The organism is Frateuria sp. sgz306004, assembly GCF_057750885.1.
In genome coordinates this window covers 503,390-527,297 of record NZ_JBYLFE010000001.1, presented here as the reverse complement: position 1 = coordinate 527,297, position 23,908 = coordinate 503,390, and the positions used below count along the sequence as shown (strand labels likewise).

Genomic DNA, 23,908 nt, shown 5'->3' with positions numbered 1-23,908 from the left:
CATGCCGCAGCCAAAAAAATACCCGGCCGAACACGTCGGCCGGGCATGGTTCAAGCGATCTCTGGGCTAGGCAGTGCTCAGCGCAGCCCGGTCTCGGCACGGGCGATTACGATGCGCTGGATTTCGCTGGTGCCCTCGTAGATCTCGGTGATCTTGGCGTCGCGGAAGTAGCGCTCCAGCGGCATCTCCTTGGAGTAGCCCATGCCGCCGTGGATCTGCACGGCCTGGTGGGAGATCCACATGGCCGCCTCGGATGCGGTGAGCTTGGCGATGGAGGCCTCGGTGCCGAAGCGACCACCGTTCTTCTCCGCCTCCCCCTTGGCCCAGGCGGCGCGCAGAGTCAGCAGCATGGCCGCGTCGAGCTTGCACTTCATGTCGGCAATCTTGGCCTGGGTCATCTGGAACGTGCCGATGGGCTGGCCGAAGGCCTTGCGGTCACGCGACCACTGCAAGGACGCCTCGTAAGCCGCACGCGCAATGCCCACCGCCTGCGAGGCGATGCCGATGCGGCCGGCATCGAGCAGGCTCATGCCCATGGCAAAGCCCTTGCCCTCTTCGCCCAGCAGATTCTCCTTGGGGCACACGTAATCGCTGAACTCGATTTCGCAGGTGGCCGACGCGCGGATGCCCAGCTTGGGCTCGCTCTTGCCGGCATGGAAGCCCGGCAGCTGGGTATCGATGATGAAGGCGGACACGCCCTTGGCGCCGATGCCCGGCGTGGTGATGGCGAACAGGATGATGTAGCGCGCCACCATGCCGGAAGTGATCCAGCTCTTCTTGCCATTGATCACCCAGTCGCCGTTGGCGTTCTTGGTGGCACGGGTGTGCATGGCCGAGGCATCGGAGCCGGATTGCGGCTCGGTCAGCGCATAGGCACCGATGGCCTCGCCCTGGGCGATGGCGCGCACGTACTTTTGCTTCTGCTCCTCGGTGCCGTGCTTGAGGATGCCGGTGCAGAACAGCGAGTTGTTGACGGACATGACGGTGGCCGTGGCCGCATCGGCCGAGGCGATCTCGATCATGGCCAGCACGTAGGCGATCGGGTCCATGCCCGCGCCGCCGTACTCGGTCGGCACTTCGATGCCCATCAGGCCCAGCTGGCCCATCTCGCGAATATTGTCGAGCGGGAATTCCCCCTTCTCGTCCAGCTCCGCCGCCACCGGCACGATGCGCTTTTGCGCGAAATCGCGGGCAATGGCCTGGATGGACAACTGGTCGTCGGTAAAGCGGAAATCCATGAAGGGCTCCAAGGGGACACGAGAGAGCCGGCGATTTTAGCCTGTCTGCGACGACAGCCCTTGTGCGGTCGCAGCACGCCGGCCTTCCGGGCCTGCCGACCAACGCCTGGGTTTTCAGCCACTTGCCATCACACAAAATCTGCCGCTGCGGCGCAGCGCTTGACGCGACAGGCTACGCGGCCTAGCCTTCGCATCTCTGTATCGCGATATAAGGATAATCAATGGATCTGGCAACCGCCTCTAGCGTGCTCCGGCTGCTGGCAGATCCTACGCGCGTACGCCTGCTGGCCCTGCTGGAGCGCGAGGAATTGACCGTGGCGGAGCTCGCCTCGGTCCTTCACCTGGCCCAACCACGCGTGTCCACCCACCTGGCCAAGCTCAAGGAAGCGGACCTCGTGCGCGACCGTCGCGCCGGCGTCTCCGCCTACTACCGCGCCAACAGCGAAACCGACGAGCGCCAGCAAGCGCTGCTCAAATCCCTGCGCGAAAGCATCGACGACGCCCTGCTTCGCGAAGACGCCGACCGCCTGCCCAGCGTGCTGGCGCAGCGCGCCCGCGAAGAAGGCTGGGCCGACACGGTCGCTGGCGACATGGAGCGTCACTACTCCCCGGGCCGCACCTGGGAAACCCTCGCGCGCTCCCTGCTGCAGCTGCTGGAAACCGGCGACGTGCTGGATATCGCCTCGGGCGATGGCATCACCGCCGAACTGCTGGCGCCGCATGCGCGCTCCATCCTGTGCGTGGACAGCAGCGAACGCGTGGTCGAGGCCGCCGCGCAGCGGCTCAAGCCGTTCACCAACGTGGAAGTCTGCCAGGGCGACATGCATGCCCTCGCACTGGGCGAGCGTCGCTTCGACCTGGTGCTGATGCTGCACGCCCTCACCTATGCCGAACAGCCGGCCCAGGCCGTGGCCGAAGCCGCCCGCCTGCTGCGCAGCGGCGGTCGCCTGCTCGCCGTGACGCTGGGCAAGCACGATCACCGCGCGGTGGTGGAGCCCTTCGACCACCGCAACCTCGGTTTTGCCGCCAACGACCTGAGCGGCTTCGCCACGGCAGCCGGCCTGGACGTGCTGAGCTGTACGCGGCTGAGCCGCGAACGCAAGGCACCGCACTTTGAAGTGATCAGCCTGCTCGCTCGCAAGCCCTGAGCCCACGGAGCCCCGCCATGAGTACCCTGCCCTGGCTTCACCCCGAACGCGTGGCGCTGCTGCAAGCCCAGCTGCGCAAGCGCATTCTCATCATCGACGGCGGCATGGGCACCATGCTGCAGGGACATCAGCTGGACGAGGCCGGCTTTCGCGGCGAGCGCTTCGCTCACGGCCACGACAGCGCCCAGGCGCACGATCATCCGGGCGGCTGCGACCTCAAGGGCAACAACGACCTGCTCACGCTCACCAAGCCCGATGTGATTCGCGGCGTGCACGAGGCGTACCTCGCGGCAGGTGCCGATTTGATTGAAACCAACACCTTCAACTCCACCCGCATCAGCCAGGCCGACTACCATCTCGAACACCTGGCCTACGAGTTGAACCTGGAAGGCGCGCGCCTTGCCCGCGCGGCCTGCGACGCGGCGGAGGCGAAGACACCGGACCAGCCACGCTTCGTGATTGGCGTGCTCGGCCCCACCAGCCGCACGGCGTCGCTGTCTCCCGACGTGAACGACCCGGGCTTTCGCAACGTCACCTTCGAAGAGCTGGTGCTCAACTACACCGAAGCCGCGCGCGGCCTGATCGATGGCGGCGCCGACCTCATCATGGTCGAGACCATCTTCGACACGCTCAACGCCAAGGCTGCGCTGTTCGCGTTGAGCGAGCTGTTCCACGCGCTGGGCAAGCGCCTGCCGGTGATGATCTCCGGCACCATCACCGACCGCTCGGGCCGCACGCTCTCGGGCCAGACCGCCGAGGCCTTCTATTACTCGGTGAACCATGCGCGCCCGCTGTCGGTGGGCCTCAACTGCGCGCTGGGTGCGGCGGACCTGAGGCCGCATGTGCAGGTGCTGTCCGATGCCGCCCAGTGCTTCGTCAGCACCCACCCCAACGCCGGCCTGCCTAACGCGTTTGGCGAGTACGACGAAACCCCCGAGCAGATGGCCTCGGTGATCGCCGGCTTTGCCCGCGATGGCCTGGTCAACCTGGTCGGTGGCTGCTGCGGCACCACGCCCGCCCACATCCAGGCCATTGCCGACGCGGTGCGCGATATCGCGCCGCGCGCACTCCCCTCTGATCTCGACAACGCCAAGGCCGCCTGAGCTGCAATGATGTCCCGTCACACACGTCTCTCCGGTCTGGAACCGCTGGTCATCACGCCCGACCTGCTGTTCGTCAACGTGGGCGAACGCACCAACGTCACCGGCTCCGCGCAGTTCCGCAAGCTCATCAAGGAAGAGCGCTACGAGGAAGCCGTGGACGTGGCGCGCCAGCAGGTGGCCAGCGGTGCACAGATCATCGACGTGAACATGGACGAGGGCCTGATCGATTCGGAAGCGGCGATGACGCGCTTCCTGAACTTGATTGCCGCCGAGCCGGATATCGCCCGCGTGCCGGTGATGGTGGATTCCTCCAAGTGGAGCGTGATCGAAGCCGGCCTGCGCTGCCTGCAGGGCAAGGGCATCGTCAACTCCATCTCCATGAAGGAAGGCGAAGCACAGTTCCTGGAGCATGCCCGCAAGGTGCAGCAATACGGCGCCGCCGTGGTGGTGATGGCCTTTGATGAGCAGGGCCAGGCCGACACCTGCGCACGCAAGGTGGAGATCTGTTCGCGTGCGTTCGAGCTGCTCACCACGCAGCTAGATTTCCCACCCGAAGACATCATCTTCGACCCCAACATCTTTGCCATTGCCACCGGCATCGAGGAGCACAACAACTACGCGGTGGACTTTATCGAGGCCACGCGCGAGCTGAAGCGGCGCTTCCCCGATACGCACGTCTCCGGCGGCGTCTCCAATGTGTCGTTCTCCTTCCGCGGCAACAACACCGTGCGCGAGGCGATCCACTCGGTGTTCCTGTACCACGCCATCAAGGCGGGCATGGACATGGGTATCGTCAACGCCGGTGCATTGATGATCTACGACGACGTGCCCGCCGAGTTGCGCGAGCGCGTCGAAGACGTGGTGCTCAATCGCCGCCCCGACGCCACCGAGCGCCTCCTGGAAATCGCCGACAACTACAAGGCGAAAAAGGGCGAAGCCGTCGTCGAGAACCTCGCATGGCGCGACAAGCCCGTGCGCGAGCGCCTGAGCCACGCCCTGGTGCACGGCATCGACCAGTTCGTGGTGGAAGACACCGAAGCCGTGCGCCTGGAATCCTCGCGTCCGCTGGATGTGATCGAAGGCCCGCTGATGGACGGCATGAACGTGGTCGGCGACCTGTTCGGCGCCGGCAAGATGTTCCTGCCGCAGGTGGTGAAATCCGCACGCGTCATGAAGAAGGCCGTGGCCCACCTCATCCCCTTCATCGAAGAGGAAAAGGCGCGCACCGGCGATGCGGGCAAATCCAACGGCAAGATCGTGATGGCCACGGTCAAGGGCGACGTGCACGACATTGGCAAGAACATCGTGGGCGTGGTGCTTCGTTGCAACAACTTCGAGGTGATCGACCTCGGCGTGATGGTGCCGGCGCAGAAGATCCTCGACACCGCCTTGGCCGAGAACGCCGACATCATTGGCCTCTCCGGGCTCATTACGCCCTCGCTGGAAGAAATGAGCCACGTGGCGCGCGAAATGCAGCGCCAGAACCTCACCATCCCCTTGCTGATCGGCGGCGCCACCACGTCTCGCGCACACACCGCACTCAAGATCGAGCCGCACTACAAGTCGCCCACCGTATGGGTGAAGGACGCTTCGCGCGCCGTGGGCGTGGCGCAGTCGCTGGTGAGCAAGGAGTTGGTCGACAACTTCATGGCCAAGGTAAAGGCCGATTACGCCGAGGTGCGCGAACGCCACCGCAATCGCGGCACCGGCAAGCCTCTCGCCCCGCTGGACCGGGCACGCGCACAACGCTTCACCACCGACTGGGCCAACTACGACCCGCCGCAACCGCGCAAGCCCGGCATTACCGTGCTCGAGAATTACGACCTCGCCGAACTGCGCAACTACATTGACTGGATGCCGTTCTTCAATGCCTGGGAGCTGGCCGGTCACTTCCCCGCCATCCTCACCGACGAGGTGGTCGGGAAGCAGGCCACCGAGCTGTACAACGACGCGCAGGCGATGCTGGATACGCTGATCGCGGAGCGATGGCTGCAGGCCAACGGCGTCATCGGATTCTGGCCGGCGGCAAGCGTGGGTGACGATATCCGGGTGCAGCGCGAGCATGGCGAAACCACCGTGCTCCATCACTTGCGCCAGCAAGTCGACAAGCCGGTGGAACGCCCCGACTTCTGTCTCTCCGACTTCATTGCCCCCAAGAGCGCAGGCAAGCAGGACTGGATCGGCGGCTTCGCCGTCACGGCGGGCGTGGGCATCGATGCGCATGTCGCCCGCTTCGAAGCGGAGCATGACGACTACTCGGCCATCTTGCTGAAGGCCCTGGCCGACCGCCTCGCCGAGGCCTTCGCCGAACGCATGCATGAGCGCGTACGACGAGAGTTCTGGGGCTATGCGCCCGAGGAATCGCTCGACAACGCGGGCTTGATCGCCGAACAGTATCGCGGCATCCGCCCGGCGCCCGGTTACCCTGCCTGCCCGGACCACACCGAGAAGGGCACGCTGTTCGCGCTGCTCGATGCCACCCGCAATGCGGGCATCGAACTGACCGACAGCTTCGCCATGTACCCCACCGCCGCCGTATCGGGCTGGTACTTCGCCCACCCGGACAGCCAATACTTTGTCGTAGGCCGGCTCACCCGCGAACAGGTGGACGACTACGCCAAGCGCAAGGGCTGGACACGCGAAACGGCCGAGCGCTGGCTGGCTCCGAACCTCGACTACGACCCCGAGTGATCCCCGTCACCGGGGCACCAAAGGCCGGCGATCAGCGCCGGCCAGAGTGCTCACACTTCGCTTTCCACCAGCGAGCGACGCCTCACCTCGCGCATGTGCACGACCAGGTTGTAGATCGACACGAACGCCGGGAAGAAATTGGACAGGATGCCGACCGAGTCGTTCTTGCCAAAGATGAAGTAAGACAGCAGTAAGGCACTGCCCACCACCGACAGCCACCAGAACGACAAAGGCATCACGACACGCTTGAGCTTGCGCGTGTAGTAGAGCTGCACGAACCAGCGGCTGGTAAACATCACCGACCCCAGGTAGCCCACCATCTTCCAGGGGGTGAACTCGAAGTGATGCAGGGCCCCGAGAATGTGAGCGAGTTCGTGCTGCAGAAAGTCCATGTGCCGGGCCCGTCAAAGGAAAACAGGGCATTTTACCTGTCCACCTTTCAATGAACTGCCGAGCGCGACAATTTTTTTGTCACAAAAGCTTGACCGACCCGCCACGACCCCGTATATTTGCGCGCTCTCGGCGGGCGATTAGCTCAGCGGTAGAGCACTGCCTTCACACGGCAGGTGTCGCAAGTTCGATCCTTGCATCGCCCACCACCGATATTTCTGAGAAATCAGCAAAAAGGCCGCTCCATGGGAGTGGCCTTTTTCGTTATCGGGCGACGGCACGGTGCACACTGTCGCATGAGGTCGCCAGACACGCCGGCGACAGCCGTGACCGCTTACGCGATCAGGCCGTTCTCTCGGGCATACGTATAGATATCCACATCGCTGCGCAGGCCCAGCTTGGCCATGGCGCGGTTCTTCTGCCCGCTGATGGTCTTTACGCTGCGATGCAATTGACCGGCAATCACCGATACCGTGCGACCGGATGCGAACAAGCGCAGCACTTCAGCCTCCTTGGGCGACAGCATGCTCTCGGGCTTGGCTGACGGGTCGGCCATGACATTGCTGCTCATGCGCGCACGCACGCTCTCGCTGAGGTACACCTTGCCGCGCAACACCGCACGTACGGCAAAGGTCAGCTCTTCTTGCACGTCCGCCTTGTGCACCAAGGCTCGCACGCCGAATGCGTGAATGGATAGCAGAATCGCGGGATTGCTCAGCGCCGTCATCACCAGTACGGGCATGCGCGGCCAACGCCGCTGGAGCTGCCCCAGCAGGCCCAAGCCATCCATCGACTGGCCCGAAGGCATGATGTAGTCGGTAACCACCGCATCGCAGGCAGTGGTGCCAAGCAGACGCAGCAATTCGTCCGGCGAGGTCGCCGTAGCAACCACGCTGGTAAGGCCGTCGCTTTCGAGCACCATGCGGGTGCCCAGAGAAACGACCGGATGATCGTCCGCAAGAATGATTCGGGTGGTCATACATTCACTACTCGATATGTGCGCACCACCCTATGACGCATCTATGCCACGTCACTTTCTGCATCAAGACCATGCAGGCGACGTCGGAGTGCGGGTGTGCGCGTGAGACTGCTTCAGGGGGAGGAAGACGCCATCTCAGGCAGGCAAGTCACGGGGGCACCAAAAGCATGTCGGCGCGACCGCACCGCATCGATCAATGCCCGCGCCAGCGCGATGGCCTCTTCCTCCCGCATGTTCAAGGAGGCCGGCCCCAGCACGAGCTGCACGGGCGCGTAGTGCGCCGGCAGACCCGACCCGACCACCGTGAGGTGGCCGTCGCAAAGGTCCACCCGCTGCCGGGTGGATGCCTGGGCGTTCCAGCCGGCACTCGCTTCGTTGGTGGGGAACGGGTACTGCACGGAAAGTCGCCTCTGCCGGGTTGAGCAGGCCTGCCCTCATGGAGGCAGTCAGGCGTGCTGATTCAATAACTCAGGTGCTCAAGGCTAGGGCGGACACCGAAATAGGAATATCGGACAATGCTGAAAGAATTCGAGTCAAAGTAGGAATTACCCGTCATCCAATCAGTAGGCGGCCTGCATGTCGGATAGCTGCAGTCATTCGGATATGGCGGTGACCCCGGACCGTCAAATTCACCGCCTACCCTTTGCGCACCGGGCATTCCCCAAGCCCGAAGGACAGCGGAGCAGGAGCACAACGCCATGACGTCCAAACGGAACAGGGACAGTTTGATTCAGGCGCTCGAAGCGGCTCGACAGGAGAACGACCGGCTGCAGCAGGAAGTGCATCTGCTGCGGGCCCAGCTTCGACGCCATCCTGGCGGGGAGCTACAGATCCGTCAGGCGCAACGCGAACTGGCCTCCCTAGGCCACCCGATGGCGGCGCCGACTTGCTCGGTGGCCTCCACCCATCGCACCTGAGCGCCGGATGACGGATGTCCGCCCCCGGCCGCTGCCTGCTGCGACGCGCCACCCAAATTTCCGATACCCAAGCGCCCCCATACCGTGGAGAATGCGCGTCAAAAATTTGTCTAGGGGGAGGCAAGCATGAGTCAAGGCGACCTGACCGGTCATCCGGTCATCCAATTGCTTGTGGTGACGAGGGGTTTGGTCGAACTGACCGATCGCACCATGTCCGACAGCGAGCTGTCCCATGCGGCGGCCGATGTGCTGGTGTTTGCCGCGCGCCAGGCGGCCCGCCTGGTGGAGGATCTGGTCAGCGCGCGCACCCGTGACACCAACCGCACCCAGGCGTTGGTGCAGTGCGCCAGCAGCGCGGACCTCGATCGCGCCTATACTGACCTGGAGTGCCTGGCTGACGCGGCCAGCATGATTCGCGCACATGGCATTGGCTCGCAATACCGCGCGCACCTGGCGTACCTGATGCGCTACGCCGCCGAGTCCGCCTGCCACGCACTGGAGCGTGCCGAGCGCGCCATGCGCAAAGCCTCCGCGCCATCGGCCGTCGCGGGTGCAGTCGGCGTTGCCCTGCCCGGTTGAGGCTGGCTCGGCAGCGCAGCCTCGCGCGCACCATGACGGGGCGCCCCGCCGCGGGGTGACGGCGCGCCGCGCCTAGACGGCGCCTGCCATCCCCGCGACGAAGCGGGCGGATTGTGGAAGCGCGTCGTCACAGCGTCCTTGCGGCGACTCTCAGTTCGACGGGCGCGCTCAAGCACGCCCGGATGATGTGGGCCCCGTCGCAAAGGAAAGCAGCACCAGCACACAACCCAGCACGGCGTATGCACCAGCGAACTGCCACACAAGGAATTGCGAGGACGCATCCAGCATCCATGGCAAATAGATACCACCGCTCAGCTCCACCGAGTGGATGATGCCGACCAAGCTGAGCACACTGCCCAGCAGCAAGATCCACGCCCCGCGCAAGGGCTTGCCATCGATCAACGCCACCAGAAAGCTGGCCCACACCATCGAGGTGATGATGAAGCCGTTGCCGAGCACGGTGATCACCGCCAGTTCGGAAATGCCGTGGGCGCGATCGGCAAATAGCGCCGCCACGCGTTCGGGCGGCACATAGGTGGGGTCGCTCAACTTGATGGTGACCATGCGCGCAATGGCCGGGAAGAAACTGAACACCACCGCCGCCGCATACCGAGGCGGGGTTGCCTCGAACGCCTGCACCGTGATGCCCACCGCCACGAACACCAGGATCGGCGCCAGCACCGACAGCGGCAGCAACTCCACCAGGTTGGACAGGTAGCCGAAGATGCCGCCCAGGCCGATCACCACGCCAGTCAGCAAGGTGTATCCGCTACGCGCACCCATGGCCTTGTACGAGGGCTGGCCGATATAGGGCGTGGTTTGCGCCACACCGCCACAGAACCCCGCCACCAGGGTCGCCAGGGCCTCCACCAACAGGATGTCGCGCGTGCGGTAATCGTCGCCTGCGGCACGCGCACTCTCGGTAACGTTGATGCCACCCACCACCATCAGCAAACCAAACGGCAGGATCAACGGCAGGTAAGGCACGGCGGCGTGCAGCCCCTGCACCCACTCCAGCGTGGGCAACGGCAAGGCGAACCGCCATTGCCACGCCACCGGCGCGCGATAACCCTCGCCCAGCCAGCCCAGTGGACCCAGTACGTAATAGAGCGCCACCGACACCACGAAGGCCACCAGCACGCCGGGCAGCCGCCACGGCATGCGCCCTCGCGCCACCAGCGCGTACAGCACCACGCCCAAGCCGGCAAAACCGACCACCGGCACCTTGAGGATTTCCACCAGCGGCAGGAAACCCATCAACACCAGCGCAATGCCGGCAATCGAGCCCAGAAGACCCGCGCGCGGCACATGCCGCTGCACCCAGCCGCCAAAGAACGACAGCACGAACTTCAGCACGCCCATGATCACCAGGGCCGCCATGCCCAACTGCCAGGTAGCCACGCCGGCGGCGTGCTCGTCCAGGCCGGCCTGCTTGAAACCGAGAAAGGCCGGACCGAGCACCAGCAAAGCCATGCCGATGCTGGTGGGCGCATCCAGGCCGAGCGGCATCGCCGTGACATCCTCGCGACCACTGCGGCGGGCGAGACTGCGCGCCATCCAGGTATACGCAAGGTTGCCCAGCAGCACGCCCAACGTAGTGCCGGGAAACATGTGCAGAAACACGATATCGGCGGGGAAGCCGAATATGCCGATAAGGGCGGTGGCGAGGAAGGCCATGATCGACAGGTTGTCGACCACCAGGCCGAGAAAGCCATTGAGGTCGCCAGGCCCAAGCCATCGCGGGGAAGTGACAGCACCCATGGTCAGAACGACACCTCGGCCGGCTGCGTGACGCGCAGCACCGACTGATCGCCGGTGCGCTGTTTCCAGGCTGTGCGAATCGCCTCGACCTTGGCCCGGTTGGCGGCTGAGTCGGGGTAATCAACGATCAGCATCTTCGAGCGCAGCCGCTCAGGCGCGGGCTGGCCCTTGCCCTGCCACTGGCCGTACACGTCCACCACGCTCAGGCCATCGGGAAAGCGCGGCGTCACCTCCGCATCGAGGAAATCGCGCCAGCCCTGCTCGCTGACGCCATGGCCGGCCTCGCCCACCAGGCCCAGGCCAAAGAACAGGCGCGTTTCCACCCAGCCCTGCGTCTGCGCGGGATGCGCAGCGTCGCCCTGCAAGGTGGACGGCGCGCTCGGCGCGCTCGCCACGCAACCTGAAAACAACGCAGCCGACAGGATGATCGCCGAAAAACGCATATGACTCATGGTTATTTCCTTATGTCGCTTTTGGCCGTCCAAACGGATAAACCGACAAACGGACCGAAGATGGTTGCAAAGTATTGACAACAGAACTTGCGCAATGCAACAAATAACTTCCGGGGCGACATCCGTCGTACCGGGCCCACTGCCAGCTTCACCTTGGGGACCAGGCGTGTCGGATCGCAAGTTCAACCCAACTGGAACCCTGCACGCGCCGCATGGCCTGTCCATGCGGCGATGTCGCATGCGCTAAGCCCCCAGGCACCCCGCCCGCCCCATCGCCCTTGCTCCACACCACCGTGCCGGCTCTACGAATCGGCGCATGGATCGCCGCATTCCCAGGAAACCGTCATGCCGCTTCGTTTCATCACCCTGCCCCGTCCACGGCTGCTTGCCACCCTCATCACCACCGCGCTCACCGCGCCACTCGCGCATGCGCAATCGGCGCCGACCGATGGCGCTGCGCGCACGCTCGACCAGGTGGTGGTTACCGGCGTGCGCGCCAGCACCCGCACCTCGCTCGATTCGCCGGTGCCCGTGGACGTGCTGACGGCGCAAGATCTACGCAATGCCGGCGCCGTGAATGGCGAGCTCGGCGCCGCACTGGCGGTACTGCTGCCCTCGTTCAATTTCCCGCGCCAGTCCAATTCGGGCGGCTCCGACCACGTGCGTTCGGCCCAGTTGCGCGGCCTGTCGCCGGATCAGGTTCTAGTGCTGGTGAACGGCAAGCGCTTCCACACCTCGGCCCTGGTCAACACCGACACCAAGATCGGCAACGGCACCACGCCGGTGGATTTCAACGCCATCCCGATCAGCGCCATCAAGCGCGTGGAGGTGCTGCGTGACGGTGCGGGCGCGCAATACGGCTCCGACGCCATTGCCGGCGTGATCAACATCATCCTCAAAGACAGCCCCACGGGCGGCGAAGTCAACGCCACCTACGGTGCCTACCACACGCACTTCAGCCCCACCGACCGCGAGATCACCGACGGCCAGGGTGGTTACGCCAGCGCCGATTTCGGAAGCACGCTGGGTGGCGGCGGGTTTTTCCACGCTGGCGTGGAAACCAGCCACCACGCCGGCACCAACCGTGCCGGCTACGACACCGTGCCCGACTTCATCGCCGACCCGACGCCCGCCAACCTCGCTCTGCAAGGCAAGCGCAACTATGCCGCGGGCGATCCGCCCAACGAGAGCTACAACGGCTGGCTCAACAGCGAGCTGCCTATCAACGAGAACGCCCGCCTGTACTGGTTCGGCACGTACACGCAGCGCCACACCATCGGCGACAACTACTTCCGCTACCCCGACAGCAGCGCCAACGTCACCTCCATTTATCCCAACGGCTACCTGCCGCAATCGATCGGCCACAACCGCGACGCGCAGACTGCCGCCGGCATCCGTGGCACCGCTGGCGATTGGAGCTATGACGGCAGCCTCAACTGGGGACGCAACGACTTCAGCTACGACCTGCGCAACTCGCTCAACGCCTCGCTGGGCGCCGCCAGTCCCACCAGCTTCCACATCGGCAGCTATGCCTTCGACCAGGCCACCGCCAACTTCGATGCCAACCGCTCGCTGGATTGGGCCGGGCGCACCGCCACCCTGGCCGTGGGCGCGGAATACCGCCACGAGAACTTCCGCACGGGAGCGGGCGATCCGGCGTCCTACGCTGTGGGACCCATCGATGCCCCGGCCGGCGCGCAGGCCGGCGGCGGGCTGCAACCGCAGGACGTCGCCAACCTGTCGCGCAACGTACAGGCGGCCTACGTGGAGCTGTCCAGCGACATCACCGACACCTTCTTCGCCGATGCGGCAGGACGCTATGAGCATTACAGCGACTTCGGCGGCAACTGGAGCGGCAAGCTGAGCGCACGCTGGGAGTTCACGCCTGGCTTCGCCCTGCGCGGTGCGGTCTCCAACAACCTGCGCGCTCCCTCGCTCAGCCAGATCGGCTACGAAGCCACCACCACCGGCTACGGCGCGGACGGCCGTCTGGTCACCGGGCGCATCCTGTCGGTGAATAATCCCTTGGCGCAGGGCCTGGGTGCGCAGCCGCTGAAGCCGGAGAAGTCGCGCAACATCAGCCTGGGCCTTACCGGGCAGTTGGGCAGCGCCTTCGACTTCTCGCTGGACGTGTACCAGATCGCCATCGATCACCGCGTCACGCTCTCCGAGACCATCGACAACGATGGGCTGGGGGCGTACATCCAGCAGCAGTTCGGCATCGCCGGCGTGCAGAGCGTGCAGTTCTTCACCAATGCGGTGAACACCATCACCCGAGGCGCCGAACTGGTGGGCAACTACCGCACCACCGTGGCCAGCGGCAACCTCCTGCTCACCCTGGCCTACAGCCACAACAACACGCAGATCCGCAGCGTGGAGGCGACGCCGCCCCAGCTCATCGCGGCGGGCGCGGACAACGTGCTGTTCGGCGTGGAGGCGCGCAACACGCTCACCGATGCCGCTCCGCGCCAGCGCGGCAGCTTTACCGCCAAGTGGGACAACGCGCGCTGGAGCCTGCTTGGCCGCGTCACCCGCCAGGGCGCCACCACGCGCGTGTTCGACTTCGGCGACGGCTACGTACCCACCCAGACCTACGTGCCACGCTTCCAGCTCGACGCCGAGGTGGAATACCGCGTCACCTCGCAACTGAGCCTGGCCCTCGGCGGCGACAACATCACCAACCAGTACCCCACGCGCTCCAACAGCGACATCAACTACGGCGGCAATTTCCCCTACGACGTGTTGTCGCCCATCGGCAGCAATGGCGCCTACTGGTACGGCAGGGTGCGCTACACGTTCTGATGGGCTGCCCTAAGAGCATGATGACGATCTCCGCGTAGCCCGCACCGGGCCGAAGGGTTGCGCGGAGGTCGTGAACAGGCTCTAAGCCGTCGCGCATCCTGCGACGGCTTAGAGGCAGGATGCGCGACATCCTCCGCCCTCTCGGCGAGAATGCCCGCATGAGCCCTATCCACCCCCGCCTGCCGTGAGCCACAGCCTGGACCTGCCCCTGGAGGGCCCGATCGAACCGGGCCTCATGGTGATCCATGGCAACCGCATGGAAGACCTGCGCGACCTGCTGACCGCATGGCTGGCGCGCGCCCCGCTCAAGCCGCTCGAAGACGAATTGATGCTGGTGCAGAGCAACGGCATCGCGCAGTGGTTGAAGTGGGCCTTGGCCCGTCCCCTTGACGAGGGTGGGCTGGGCATCAGCGCAGCCATCGATGTGCAGCTACCCGGTCGCTTCCTCTGGATGGCCTACCGCAGCGTGCTTGGGCGCGAGGCCGTGCCCACCACCTCGCCGTTCGACAAATCGCGCCTGAGCTGGCGCCTGTTGAGGCTGTTGCCACAGCACCTGCATGAGCCGGTGTTTGCCCCGTTGCGTGATTTTCTGCGCGACGACCCCGACGAACGCAAACGCTACCAACTGGCCGAGCGTGTCGCCGACCTCTTCGACCAGTACCAGGTCTATCGCGCCGACTGGCTAACCGATTGGGAACATGGGCACGACCGGCTGCGCGACGACCTTCGCGGCGAACAGGTGCCGCTGGCCGACGACCAACGTTGGCAGGCACGGTTGTGGCAACTGCTGCTGGATGACGTGGGCGAAGAACGTCATAACCATCGCGCCGCCGTGCACCAGGCATTTCTCGAACGTATGGCGCGGCTGGATCGCCGACCCACCGGCCTGCCACGCCGTATCGTGGTGTTCGGCATCTCCTCGCTGCCTCAACAGACGCTGGAAGCGCTCACCGCGCTGGCCCGTTTCAGCCAGGTGCTCTTGTTGGTCGCCAACCCATGCCGGCATTACTGGGCCGACATCATCGAAGACCGCGAACTGCTCAAGGCTGCCCAGCGCCGCCACGCTGGCAAGGCTGGCCTACCAACCGAGCCGCGCTACGAAGACTTGCATCTGCATGCCCATCCACTGCTCGCCGCGTGGGGCCGCCAAGGCCGCGACTACATCCGCCTGCTCGATGCGGTGGACCATCCCGCCGCCTACCGCCAGCGCTTCGCCAGTTGGAATCGCAGCATCGACCTGTTCGTCGATACCGATAGCCACACGCTGCTCAGCCAAGTGCAGCAGGCCATTCTCGATCTGGAACCCTTGCCGGCGGAGCCCTCCGCACGCAAGCCGTGGCGCAAGAACGACACGTCTCTGTGCTTCCAGGTGGCCCACAGCCCGCAACGCGAAGTGGAGATACTCCACGACCAATTGCTGTCCATGTTCGAGCGCGCCGCCCAAGAAGGGCGACCGTTGTCGCCGCGCGATGTCATCGTGATGGTCCCCGACATCCAGACCTACGCCCCGCATGTGCGCGCCGTGTTCGGCCGGCTGCCCAGCCATGATCCGCGCTACCTGCCCTACACCGTGGCCGACCAGCCCTCGCGCGGCGCGGTGCCGCTGATGGTAGCCCTGGAGCATTTGCTGGCGTTGCCCGAGTCACGCTTTGCGGTGAGCGATCTGCTCGATCTGCTCGATGTACCCGCGTTGCGCTCGCACTTTGGCATGGATGAGGCCGGGCTGCCGGTGCTGCGCCGCTGGATCGAAGGCGCCGGCATTCGCTGGGGCCTGGACGCCACGCAAAAGGCGAGCCTGGAACTGCCAGCGCTCGCCCAGAACAGTTGGCGCTGGGGTTTGCGTCGCATGTTGCTCGGCTATGCCGTCGGCGACGGCGACACCTGGCAAGGCATTGCGCCTTATGACGAAGTCGGTGGGCTGGATGCCGCCATGGTCGGCCCCCTGGCCGCGCTGCTCGATCGCCTGGAACACTACTGGCAGTGGTTGCGCGAGCGAGCCACACCAGCGCAATGGCAACAGCGTCTGCAGGCGTTGCTGCGGGACTTCTTCAACCCCACCGACCCTGGTGACGGCGATCGCCTGGCGCGGCTTGGCGACGTACTCGATGAATGGCGCGAAGCGTGCGATCAAGCCGGGTTTGAACTCCCGTTGCCGCTGAACATCGTGCGTGAGCACTGGCTCAAAGCCATGGACGAAAGTCGGCTGTCGCAACGCTTCATGGCGGGTGCCGTGAGTTTCTGCACGCTCATGCCCATGCGCGCCATTCCGTTTCGCGTGGTCTGCCTGCTGGGCATGAACGATGGCGAATACCCGCGCCAACAAGCACCTGCAGATTTTGACCTGATGGCCCAACCCGGGCGCGCACGACCGGGCGACCGCTCCCGCCGCGAGGATGACCGCTATCTGTTCCTGGAAGCCCTTGTCTCCGCCCGCGACTCGCTATACCTGAGCTGGGTTGGCCGCCACGTACGCGACAACACGCCGTTGCCGCCGTCGGTATTGCTCGGTCAACTGCGCGATTATCTCGCTGCCGGCTGGCACCGCGAGGGCGACGATGCGAACGACAGCAACGCTGGCCAACGCCTGCTGGATGCGCTCACCACCGTGCATCCGTTGCAAGCCTTCAGCAGGCGCTACTTCCACGCGGACACCGACCCGCGCCTCTTCACCTATGCCAGCGAATGGCGCATGGCCCATCGCGACGAAGATACGGCAACCGCTTCGCAAGCCTTGCCGGAGTGGACTGCCGACGCCTCCCTGGGCATCACCGCACTGCATGCGTTCCTTGCCCGCCCAGTGCGCTACTTCTTCAACCATCGCCTGAAGGTGCACTTTGGGGAATTGGACGAAGAGGCACTGAACGACGAGCCTTTTGCGCTGAATGCGTTGGAGCGGCACCTTGCCGGCACCCTGGTTGCACGTAGCGCCATACATGCGGGTCATGGCGCGAACGGCGTGGAAGAAGCCACGCTGCGACTTGCCCAGCAAGGCGCATTGCCACCGGGTGGCTTTGGTGAACTCAGTCGCGACACCTTAGCCCGGGAGGGACGCGAGCTGGCCGCGGCCTGGCATGCCGCCTGCGCCCGCTGGCCACAGGTAGACGAGAAAATCGAGCTGCAATGGGCCTCACCCCAGCTGCGTGTGGAGGACTGGCTTACCGATGTGCGACAAGGTGACAGCTCCCCTCTTGTGCGCCTGGAGCTAGTCGCCGGCAAGCTCCGGCAGAAACCCAGTGGCCTGCGCCATGACAAGATGCTGGGCGCGTGGATCGTGCATCTGCTCGCGCACGCGCAAGGCCTGTCCATGCAAACGCGGCTTATCGCTGTCGATGCACACGTGGTGCTGCACCCGCTCGATCGTGCAGCGGCGGAACAACACCTGCGTTCGTTGGCGGACGCCTTATGCCATGGCATGCAAACGCCGCTTCCGCTCGCCCGCAAGGCCGCCTTCGCCTGGCTGCAACACGCGGACGATGAAGAGAAAGCGCGCAAGCAGGCGCTTGCAGCCTATGAAGGCAACGGCTTCGGACCGGCACGCGGCGAGGTCGACGAAGACCCATATCTGGCACGGGCGTGGCCACATTTCGATGCCCTGATGCAGGCTGGCTTTGAACCATGGCTTGCGCTCTACCGCCCGCTGGTGGAAATCGCCACGCTGGAGGGTGAGGCATGAACACGCCGCGCACGCTGCAACCGCTGCACCTTCCGCTCGAAAACATCCAGCTGATCGAAGCCAGCGCAGGCACCGGCAAGACCTGGACCATTGCCGCGCTTTACCTCCGGCTGGTGCTGGGTCATGGGGCGCCTAACGGCATGCCCCTGCTGCCTGGGCAGATCCTGGTGCTCACCTTCACCAAGGCCGCCACCGCCGAATTGCGCGAACGCATTCGCGAGCGACTGGCGGGCGCTGCCGAGGCTTTTCGTGGCCGCCACGAGCCCGATGCCTTTCTACGCGACCTGATCGCGGTGTATCACACCGACGACGAACGTGCCCGCGCCGCGCGCCTGTTGGAACTGGCTGCGCAATGGATGGACGAGGCGGCCATCCACACCATTCACGCCTGGTGCCAGCGCATGCTCGCGCAGCATGCCTTCGAGAGTGGTCACGCGTTCGTGCAGGACACGAACGCTGATGAAAGCGAGCTGCTGGCCGAGACGGTTCGCGACTACTGGCGCAGCCATTTCTTCATGCTCGATCGCGCCGGCGCCGCGCAGGTGGTGGATTGGTGGCCCGATCCCTCGGCCCTGCAGAAGGCACTGCGGCCCCTGTTGCGCCAACCCATGGAAACGCTTCGCCTCGATGGCCGCCCCTTGGGCGACGCCGACGCGCTCGATCGTTTCCAGCAACGCATCGACGCCGCACAGGCCGCCGACCGCAGCGCGCGGCAAGCATGGTTGGCCGACATCGACCAGATCGAGGCGTCGTTTGCACAAGCGCTGCAGGCCGGTGCACTCAATGGCACCAAGATGCGCCGCGAACGTGTGCTGGCGGATCTCGCCGAACTGCGCGCCTGGGCTGAGGGCGGTGCGGATGCACCCGCCAACCTCGAACGCTATACCCAAACCTATCTGATCGAGGCCAAGAACAAGAGCGCCGCCTCTCTGCTGCACCCGGCGTTCGACGCCATCGGGGCCTGCATCGAGGCACGAGCGCCACTGGAACCCTTGCAGGCCCATGTGCTGGCCCACGCCACCGTATGGGTGGCCCAACGCCTGGAGCAGACCAAGCAACGGCGCGCGCAACTGGGCTTCGACGACATGTTGCGTCGCCTCGACAACGCACTGCACAGTGATACCGGACCGCGCCTGGCCGACACCATCGCGCGCCAATACCCCGTCGCACTGATCGATGAATTTCAGGATACGGACCCGCTGCAATGGCGCATCTTCAAACGCGTCTATGGCGATCGCCCTCATACGGGCCTGTTACTCATCGGCGATCCCAAGCAGGCCATCTACGGTTTTCGTGGCGCGGATATCCACACCTACCTGCGCGCCCGCGACAGCGCGCACCAACCCACCTGGACGCTGGATACCAACTACCGCTCCACCAAGGCATTGGTAAGTGCGGTAAATCGCGTTTTTGAGTATGCCGACACTCACCCGGAGGGTGCGTTCGCATTCGGGCACGGTGCGCATGCCCTACCGTTCCATCCGGTCCAGGCGCAGGGCCGTGACGAGCAACTGGTGCTCGACGGCGAACCGTTGCCGCCACTGCATCTGGCTGTGGAGGATGCTGCCGAACCCATCAGCGGCGGCAGCTACGTCAACCTGATGGCGGCGCATGCCGCGGCTTATCTGGTGCGCTTGCTCTCCGCAGCCCAACACGGTCGCTGCGGTTTCCGCCAAGCAGACGGCACGCTGATCCCGCTGCAGCCCGGCCATATCGCCGTGCTCGTACGCAGCGGAACCGAGGCGGCCAAGATTCGCGCCCACATGCAGCGCCGTGGGCTCAAGAGCGTTTATCTCTCCGATCGGGATTCGGTCTATGCCTCGGCCGAGGCCGGTGACCTATTGCGCTGGCTGCAGGCCTGCGCCACACCCGGTTCCGACCGCACCATGCGCGCCGCCCTGGCCACCCCCACGCTTGGCCAAAGCCATGCGGAACTGGATCGCCTCAACCTGGACGAACACTACTGGGAGGCTTGCGGCGAACGTTTCCGTCAATTGCATCTCGATTGGCGCGATCATGGCGTTCTGGCCATGCTGCACAACCTGCTGCATGCGTTCGATCTGCCTGCACGCCTGCTGGCCCGTGTCGATGGCGAGCGCGCACTGACCAACCTGCTGCATCTGGCCGAGCTGCTGCAACACGCCGCCACTACCCTGGATGGCGAACATGCGCTCATCCGCTACCTGGCCATGCAGATCGCCACGGCCCACGATCCACAGGCGGAAACCGCCGACGAACAGATCGTGCGCCTGGAAAGCGAAGAGGCGCTGATCAAGGTCATCACCATCCATAAATCCAAGGGCCTCGAATATCCCCTGGTGCTGCTGCCTTTCGTGTGCTCCGCGCGTGAAGTGAAGGCTGACGACCCATTCACCTGGCACGATGCGCAAGGCTATTCGCGCCTGGACCTGCGCGCCGACGAAGCCGCCCGCGTCCAGGCCGACCGCGAGCGCCTGCAGGAAGATCTACGCCTGCTCTACGTCGGCCTCACCCGCGCCCGCCACGCCAGTTGGCTCGGCATCGCTTGCTGCAAGATCGGCAACAGTCGCACGCCCAGCCTGCACAAGTCCGCATTTGGACATGTACTTTCCGGCGGCCAGCCCATCCAGGCGCAACAGTTGATGCCACGCGTACGGGCGCTTCGAGGCGAGCACCCTGGCGTGCACATCGAGCGCCTGCAGGCGGCGGACGAACACCCGCTCGCGACGCCGAGTGCGGACATCGTATCGCTTGGGCAAGCCCGCCTATACACGGGACCCGCCGCCGAACGCTGGCGCGTCACCAGTTATAGCGCGCTACGTTACGCCGAAGCGCCGATGGCGGTACCGGACACGCATGCACAGGATGTGCGCTCCGAAGCGCTGGGCGAGCAGTCCACGCCATCGCCGGTGCAAACCGCAGTCGCGCAGGGCATGCACGCGTTTCACGCAGGCGCGGAAGCAGGCACGTTCCTGCACGACCTGTTCGAATGGTGCGCAGCCGAGGGATTCGCCCAGGTCGCCGCCATGCCGGGTGACTTGGAAAAGGAAATCGCGCGGCGATGCCAGCGTCGCGGATGGCAGGCCGACATCAACCTGCTCTCGCAATGGTTCCCCGCCCTGCTGAATACGCCGCTTCCCTTGGCCCATGACGTTCGGGTGAGCCTGGCCGAGCTGGGCGGCTATTACGCGGAAATGGAGTTCTGGTTCGAGGCGCACCGGGTCGACACGCTCGCCCTCGATGCGCTGGTGACCAAGCACACACTCGATGGCCTTGCACGCCCCCCGCTGGAGCCCGAGCGTATGCACGGATTGCTCAAGGGCTTTATCGACCTGGTGGTCGAATGGCAGGGGCGCTATTACGTGATCGACTACAAATCGAACAAGCTGGGCATCGATGCCAGCGCCTACACGACCGACGCCATGCGCGCATCGATCCTGCGCGAACGCTACGACCTGCAATACGCCCTCTACACCCTGGCCCTGCACCGGCAGTTGCGCGCGCGCCTGCCCGGCTACAACTACGAAAGGCATATGGGTGGCGTGGCCTATCTTTACCTGCGCGGCATCGACAGCAGCGGCCACGGCGTACACCAGGAGCGGTTGCCGTTTTCCCTGATCGATGCTATGGATCGGCTGTTCGCCGTTGGAGCGTCCGCGCATGTCGCATGAAGCCCTGCACGATCTCCTTCAACTCGGCGAAGCAAGCACATGGCTGCGCCCCCTGGACATCGCCTTCGGTCGCTTTCTCGCCACCGAAGACCCACAGGCTCCCCCGGCACTACCGCTGCTGGGCGCCATCCTCAGCCGGCAGCAGGCCGATGGGCACCTGTGCCTGGACCTCGCCGACTGGGCATCGCTTGCAGAGGAATCGGCTTGGCCGGCGGCCTGGCAACGACAACTGGCCATGATCGCCGCCGACCCGACACGCGCGATGCACTCAGTTCTGCTGCAGGCGGCGGCCGATCCGCAGCAAACGGGCTCCCCTTTGGTGCTCGACGGCTCACGTGTCTATCTACGGCGCTACTGGAATCACGAACAGCGCATCGCCCAGGCTATCGTGCAGCGCTTGGCCCGTACACCATCGGCACCCCCGGACCTTGGCCCGCAACTGGCGAGGTTGTTTCCGGACCACCAGGGCGACACTCCCGATTGGCAGCGCGTCGCCTGTGCGCTGGCTGCGCGCGGTGCGTTTACGGTGATTACCGGTGGACCAGGCACCGGCAAAACCACCACCGTCGTTCGCTTGCTCGGCTTATTGCAGACGCTGCATCAACGCGAAGTCGCGCGTCCGCTGCGCATTCGCCTGGCGGCTCCCACTGGCAAGGCCGCTGCGCGCTTGCAAGCCTCCATCAGCATGCAGATCGCCCGACTGGATGTGGATGAGCCCGTGCGGGCGAGCATCCCGCACCAGGTGGATACCTTGCACCGCTTGCTTGGTGCACGCCCCGATACACGCCGCTTCCGTCATGACCGCAGCCACCCGCTGCATCTGGATGTGCTGGTCATCGATGAAGCGTCGATGATCGACCTGGAAATGATGTCCGCCGTGTTGGCGGCGCTGCCCGACGACGCGCGGCTGATCTTGCTCGGCGACAAAGACCAGTTATCCTCCGTGGAAGCTGGCGCCGTGCTGGGCGATCTGTGCCAGCGCGCAGAGGCCGGCCACTACAGCCGGGACACCGCCCACTGGCTCACCGACGTCACGGGTGATCGCATTGACGCCTGGACGCGCGAGGATGGACGGGCATTGGATCAGCAGGTAGCCATGTTGCGCCAGAGTCATCGCTTTGGTGCCGACAGCGGTATCGGCCAACTCGCGCAACGCGTAAACGATGGTGACTTCTCCGGCGTTAGCGCCCTGTTCGATCGACCGCGCGCCGACATCGCCTGGACACGGGCAACCGCCGGCCATGCCCCACTCTCCGCGCTCGTGCTCGATGGCGCCAGCGCACTCTTCGATGCCGCTGCCGACCAACAACCGCCCCGCGGCTTTCGTCATTACCTGGAATTCATGCAGCAAACGCGTCCTGTCGGTACGCCCGACCATGCAGCCTACGAAGCCTGGGCGCGCGGCGTACTGCATGCCTTCGGCCGCTTTCAGTTGCTCTGTGCGCTACGCAAAGGTAGCTACGGCACCGACGAACTCAATCGACAGATCGCAGGCATTCTCCACCGCGCCTCGCTGATCGATGCCAGCAAGGAATGGTACGAAGGCCGCCCCGTGCTAGTCACCCGTAATGACTACAACCTGGGCCTGATGAACGGTGACGTTGGCGTCGTGCTGCGTGTGCCGGATGAACACGGCAAACTGCAATTGCGGGTAGCCTTTGAAGTGGCCGGCCAGGCAGGCGGCGACGCCACACGCCTGCGCTTTGTACAGCCGGCACGGCTAGGCGAACTTGAAACGGTATTCGCCATGACCGTGCACAAGTCGCAAGGGTCCGAGTTCGACCATGCGGCGTTGCTGCTCCCCGAGGAAACCAGCCCGGTGATGACCCGCGAGCTGCTTTACACAGGCATCACCCGAGCACGACGCTGGTTCAGCCTGCTCGCTCCGGTGAACAGCGTAACGTGGAGCCTTGGCAATCGATGCCGACGCCAATCGGGACTTGCCCAAGCCCTTGCCTACAGCTCACCGCCCAGCACCGACGCCTGAGACATCTCAGGCGCTTGTGCTTACCAGCACTGAGAGACGTCGGTGCTGGTATTGCTGATGCCTCGCGAGCCCGATTGATCCAGCAGAAGCGTGCCGCACTTGCCATCCCGGTTGAGCTGGTTGCCCAGGGGCGTCGCCTTCAGAACGTACGTGGTCGCGGCAAGCTGGGTGCTGTCGAAGCCGTAGCTGTAGCTGTCCTGCGTCGCCTTGCTGCAGTCGAGCGTGGGCAGCGTATTCGCCGTGGCGGACGAGGTGCTGTCGGTTTTGTCGTAGCGCAGATACGTCGTGTAGTAGCGCTCCATATAGCTTGCGTACTGCGACAGGCAGGCTTCGGCCGCCACGCGCTTGGCCTTGATCGTATGGTTCATATAGGACGGATAGGCCACAGCGGTGAGGATGCCGATGATCAACACCACCACCATCACCTCGATCAGGGTGAAACCTTGCTGACGTAGCTTGCCCCACGTCGGGCGATGCTCCTGCACCCGACTGGGAACGGTGTGCCGCTGGTATGTCGTATGCCGATCCATGTATCGCC

16 protein-coding genes and 1 tRNA gene are annotated in these 23,908 nt (G+C 64.9%); 10 read left to right on the top strand and 7 right to left on the bottom strand.

Annotated features, from left to right (window positions below):
* Positions 1-77 precede the first annotated feature (77 nt).
* A complete protein-coding gene (locus AC3G2C_RS02490; protein WP_488383017.1) occupies positions 78-1,238 on the bottom strand; it encodes an acyl-CoA dehydrogenase family protein in 1,161 nt (386 codons plus the stop codon).
* Between the two features lie 221 nt (positions 1,239-1,459).
* Here AC3G2C_RS02490 and AC3G2C_RS02485 point away from each other — a divergent pair, with 221 nt between their 5' ends.
* From AC3G2C_RS02485 to metH, 3 genes are read left to right on the top strand one after another with little or no spacing between them, the layout of a single operon-like run.
* The gene (locus tag AC3G2C_RS02485; RefSeq protein WP_488383016.1) at positions 1,460-2,386 is read left to right on the top strand and encodes an ArsR/SmtB family transcription factor; all 927 of its coding nucleotides are present in this window, start codon (positions 1,460-1,462) and stop codon (positions 2,384-2,386) included.
* Positions 2,387-2,403: 17 nt separating this feature from the next.
* Complete coding sequence (locus AC3G2C_RS02480) at positions 2,404-3,489, top strand: homocysteine S-methyltransferase family protein (RefSeq protein WP_488383015.1); 1,086 nt, start codon at positions 2,404-2,406, stop codon at positions 3,487-3,489.
* Positions 3,490-3,495: 6 nt separating this feature from the next.
* Positions 3,496-6,180 (top strand): methionine synthase, encoded by a 2,685-nt coding sequence (gene metH, locus AC3G2C_RS02475; protein WP_488383014.1) that lies wholly within the window; start codon positions 3,496-3,498, stop codon positions 6,178-6,180.
* Between the two features lie 50 nt (positions 6,181-6,230).
* Here the strand turns inward: metH and AC3G2C_RS02470 are convergent, their stop codons facing one another.
* Positions 6,231-6,572 (bottom strand): lipid-A-disaccharide synthase N-terminal domain-containing protein, encoded by a 342-nt coding sequence (locus tag AC3G2C_RS02470; RefSeq protein ID WP_488383013.1) that lies wholly within the window; start codon positions 6,570-6,572, stop codon positions 6,231-6,233.
* A gap of 132 nt (positions 6,573-6,704) precedes the next feature.
* On the opposite strand from AC3G2C_RS02470, the gene AC3G2C_RS02465 reads away from it, so the two are divergent.
* Positions 6,705-6,779, top strand: a tRNA-Val gene (locus AC3G2C_RS02465).
* Between the two features lie 125 nt (positions 6,780-6,904).
* On the opposite strand, the gene AC3G2C_RS02460 is transcribed toward AC3G2C_RS02465, so the two are convergent.
* Both AC3G2C_RS02460 and AC3G2C_RS02455 read right to left on the bottom strand, forming a co-directional pair.
* The gene (locus AC3G2C_RS02460; protein ID WP_488383012.1) at positions 6,905-7,549 is read right to left on the bottom strand and encodes a response regulator; all 645 of its coding nucleotides are present in this window, start codon (positions 7,547-7,549) and stop codon (positions 6,905-6,907) included.
* Between the two features lie 113 nt (positions 7,550-7,662).
* Positions 7,663-7,947 (bottom strand): hypothetical protein, encoded by a 285-nt coding sequence (locus AC3G2C_RS02455; protein ID WP_488383011.1) that lies wholly within the window; start codon positions 7,945-7,947, stop codon positions 7,663-7,665.
* 300 nt (positions 7,948-8,247) lie between these two features.
* Here AC3G2C_RS02455 and AC3G2C_RS02450 point away from each other — a divergent pair, with 300 nt between their 5' ends.
* Together AC3G2C_RS02450 and AC3G2C_RS02445 are read left to right on the top strand one after the other, a co-directional pair.
* Positions 8,248-8,466 carry a hypothetical protein gene (locus tag AC3G2C_RS02450; RefSeq protein ID WP_488383010.1) on the top strand — a complete coding sequence of 73 codons (219 nt, stop codon included), beginning with the start codon at positions 8,248-8,250 and terminating at the stop codon, positions 8,464-8,466.
* 126 nt (positions 8,467-8,592) lie between these two features.
* On the top strand, positions 8,593-9,045 hold the full coding sequence (locus AC3G2C_RS02445; protein ID WP_488383009.1) for a hypothetical protein: 453 nt from the start codon (positions 8,593-8,595) through the stop codon (positions 9,043-9,045).
* A 168-nt stretch (positions 9,046-9,213) separates the two neighbouring features.
* On the opposite strand, the gene AC3G2C_RS02440 is transcribed toward AC3G2C_RS02445, so the two are convergent.
* Together AC3G2C_RS02440 and AC3G2C_RS02435 are read right to left on the bottom strand one after the other, a co-directional pair.
* A complete protein-coding gene (locus AC3G2C_RS02440; RefSeq protein WP_488383008.1) occupies positions 9,214-10,806 on the bottom strand; it encodes a SulP family inorganic anion transporter in 1,593 nt (530 codons plus the stop codon).
* 2 nt (positions 10,807-10,808) lie between these two features.
* Entirely contained in the window at positions 10,809-11,258 is a 450-nt protein-coding gene (locus AC3G2C_RS02435; protein ID WP_488383007.1) for a DUF3574 domain-containing protein, read from the bottom strand.
* A gap of 366 nt (positions 11,259-11,624) precedes the next feature.
* On the opposite strand from AC3G2C_RS02435, the gene AC3G2C_RS02430 reads away from it, so the two are divergent.
* From AC3G2C_RS02430 to recD, 4 genes are all read left to right on the top strand, one after another.
* Positions 11,625-14,060, top strand: a complete 2,436-nt coding sequence (locus AC3G2C_RS02430; protein WP_488383216.1) for a TonB-dependent receptor plug domain-containing protein — start codon at positions 11,625-11,627, stop codon at positions 14,058-14,060.
* A gap of 184 nt (positions 14,061-14,244) precedes the next feature.
* Entirely contained in the window at positions 14,245-17,733 is a 3,489-nt protein-coding gene (recC, locus tag AC3G2C_RS02425; protein ID WP_488383006.1) for an exodeoxyribonuclease V subunit gamma, read from the top strand.
* A complete protein-coding gene (gene recB / locus AC3G2C_RS02420) occupies positions 17,730-21,383 on the top strand; it encodes an exodeoxyribonuclease V subunit beta (RefSeq protein ID WP_488383005.1) in 3,654 nt (1,217 codons plus the stop codon). Before recC ends, recB begins: the two co-directional genes overlap by 4 nt.
* Positions 21,373-23,370, top strand: a complete 1,998-nt coding sequence (recD, locus tag AC3G2C_RS02415) for an exodeoxyribonuclease V subunit alpha (RefSeq protein ID WP_488383004.1) — start codon at positions 21,373-21,375, stop codon at positions 23,368-23,370. Before recB ends, recD begins: the two co-directional genes overlap by 11 nt.
* Before the next feature lie 20 nt (positions 23,371-23,390).
* On the opposite strand, the gene AC3G2C_RS02410 is transcribed toward recD, so the two are convergent.
* Positions 23,391-23,900, bottom strand: a complete 510-nt coding sequence (locus AC3G2C_RS02410; RefSeq protein ID WP_488383003.1) for a type IV pilin protein — start codon at positions 23,898-23,900, stop codon at positions 23,391-23,393.
* Positions 23,901-23,908: the final 8 nt, after the last annotated feature.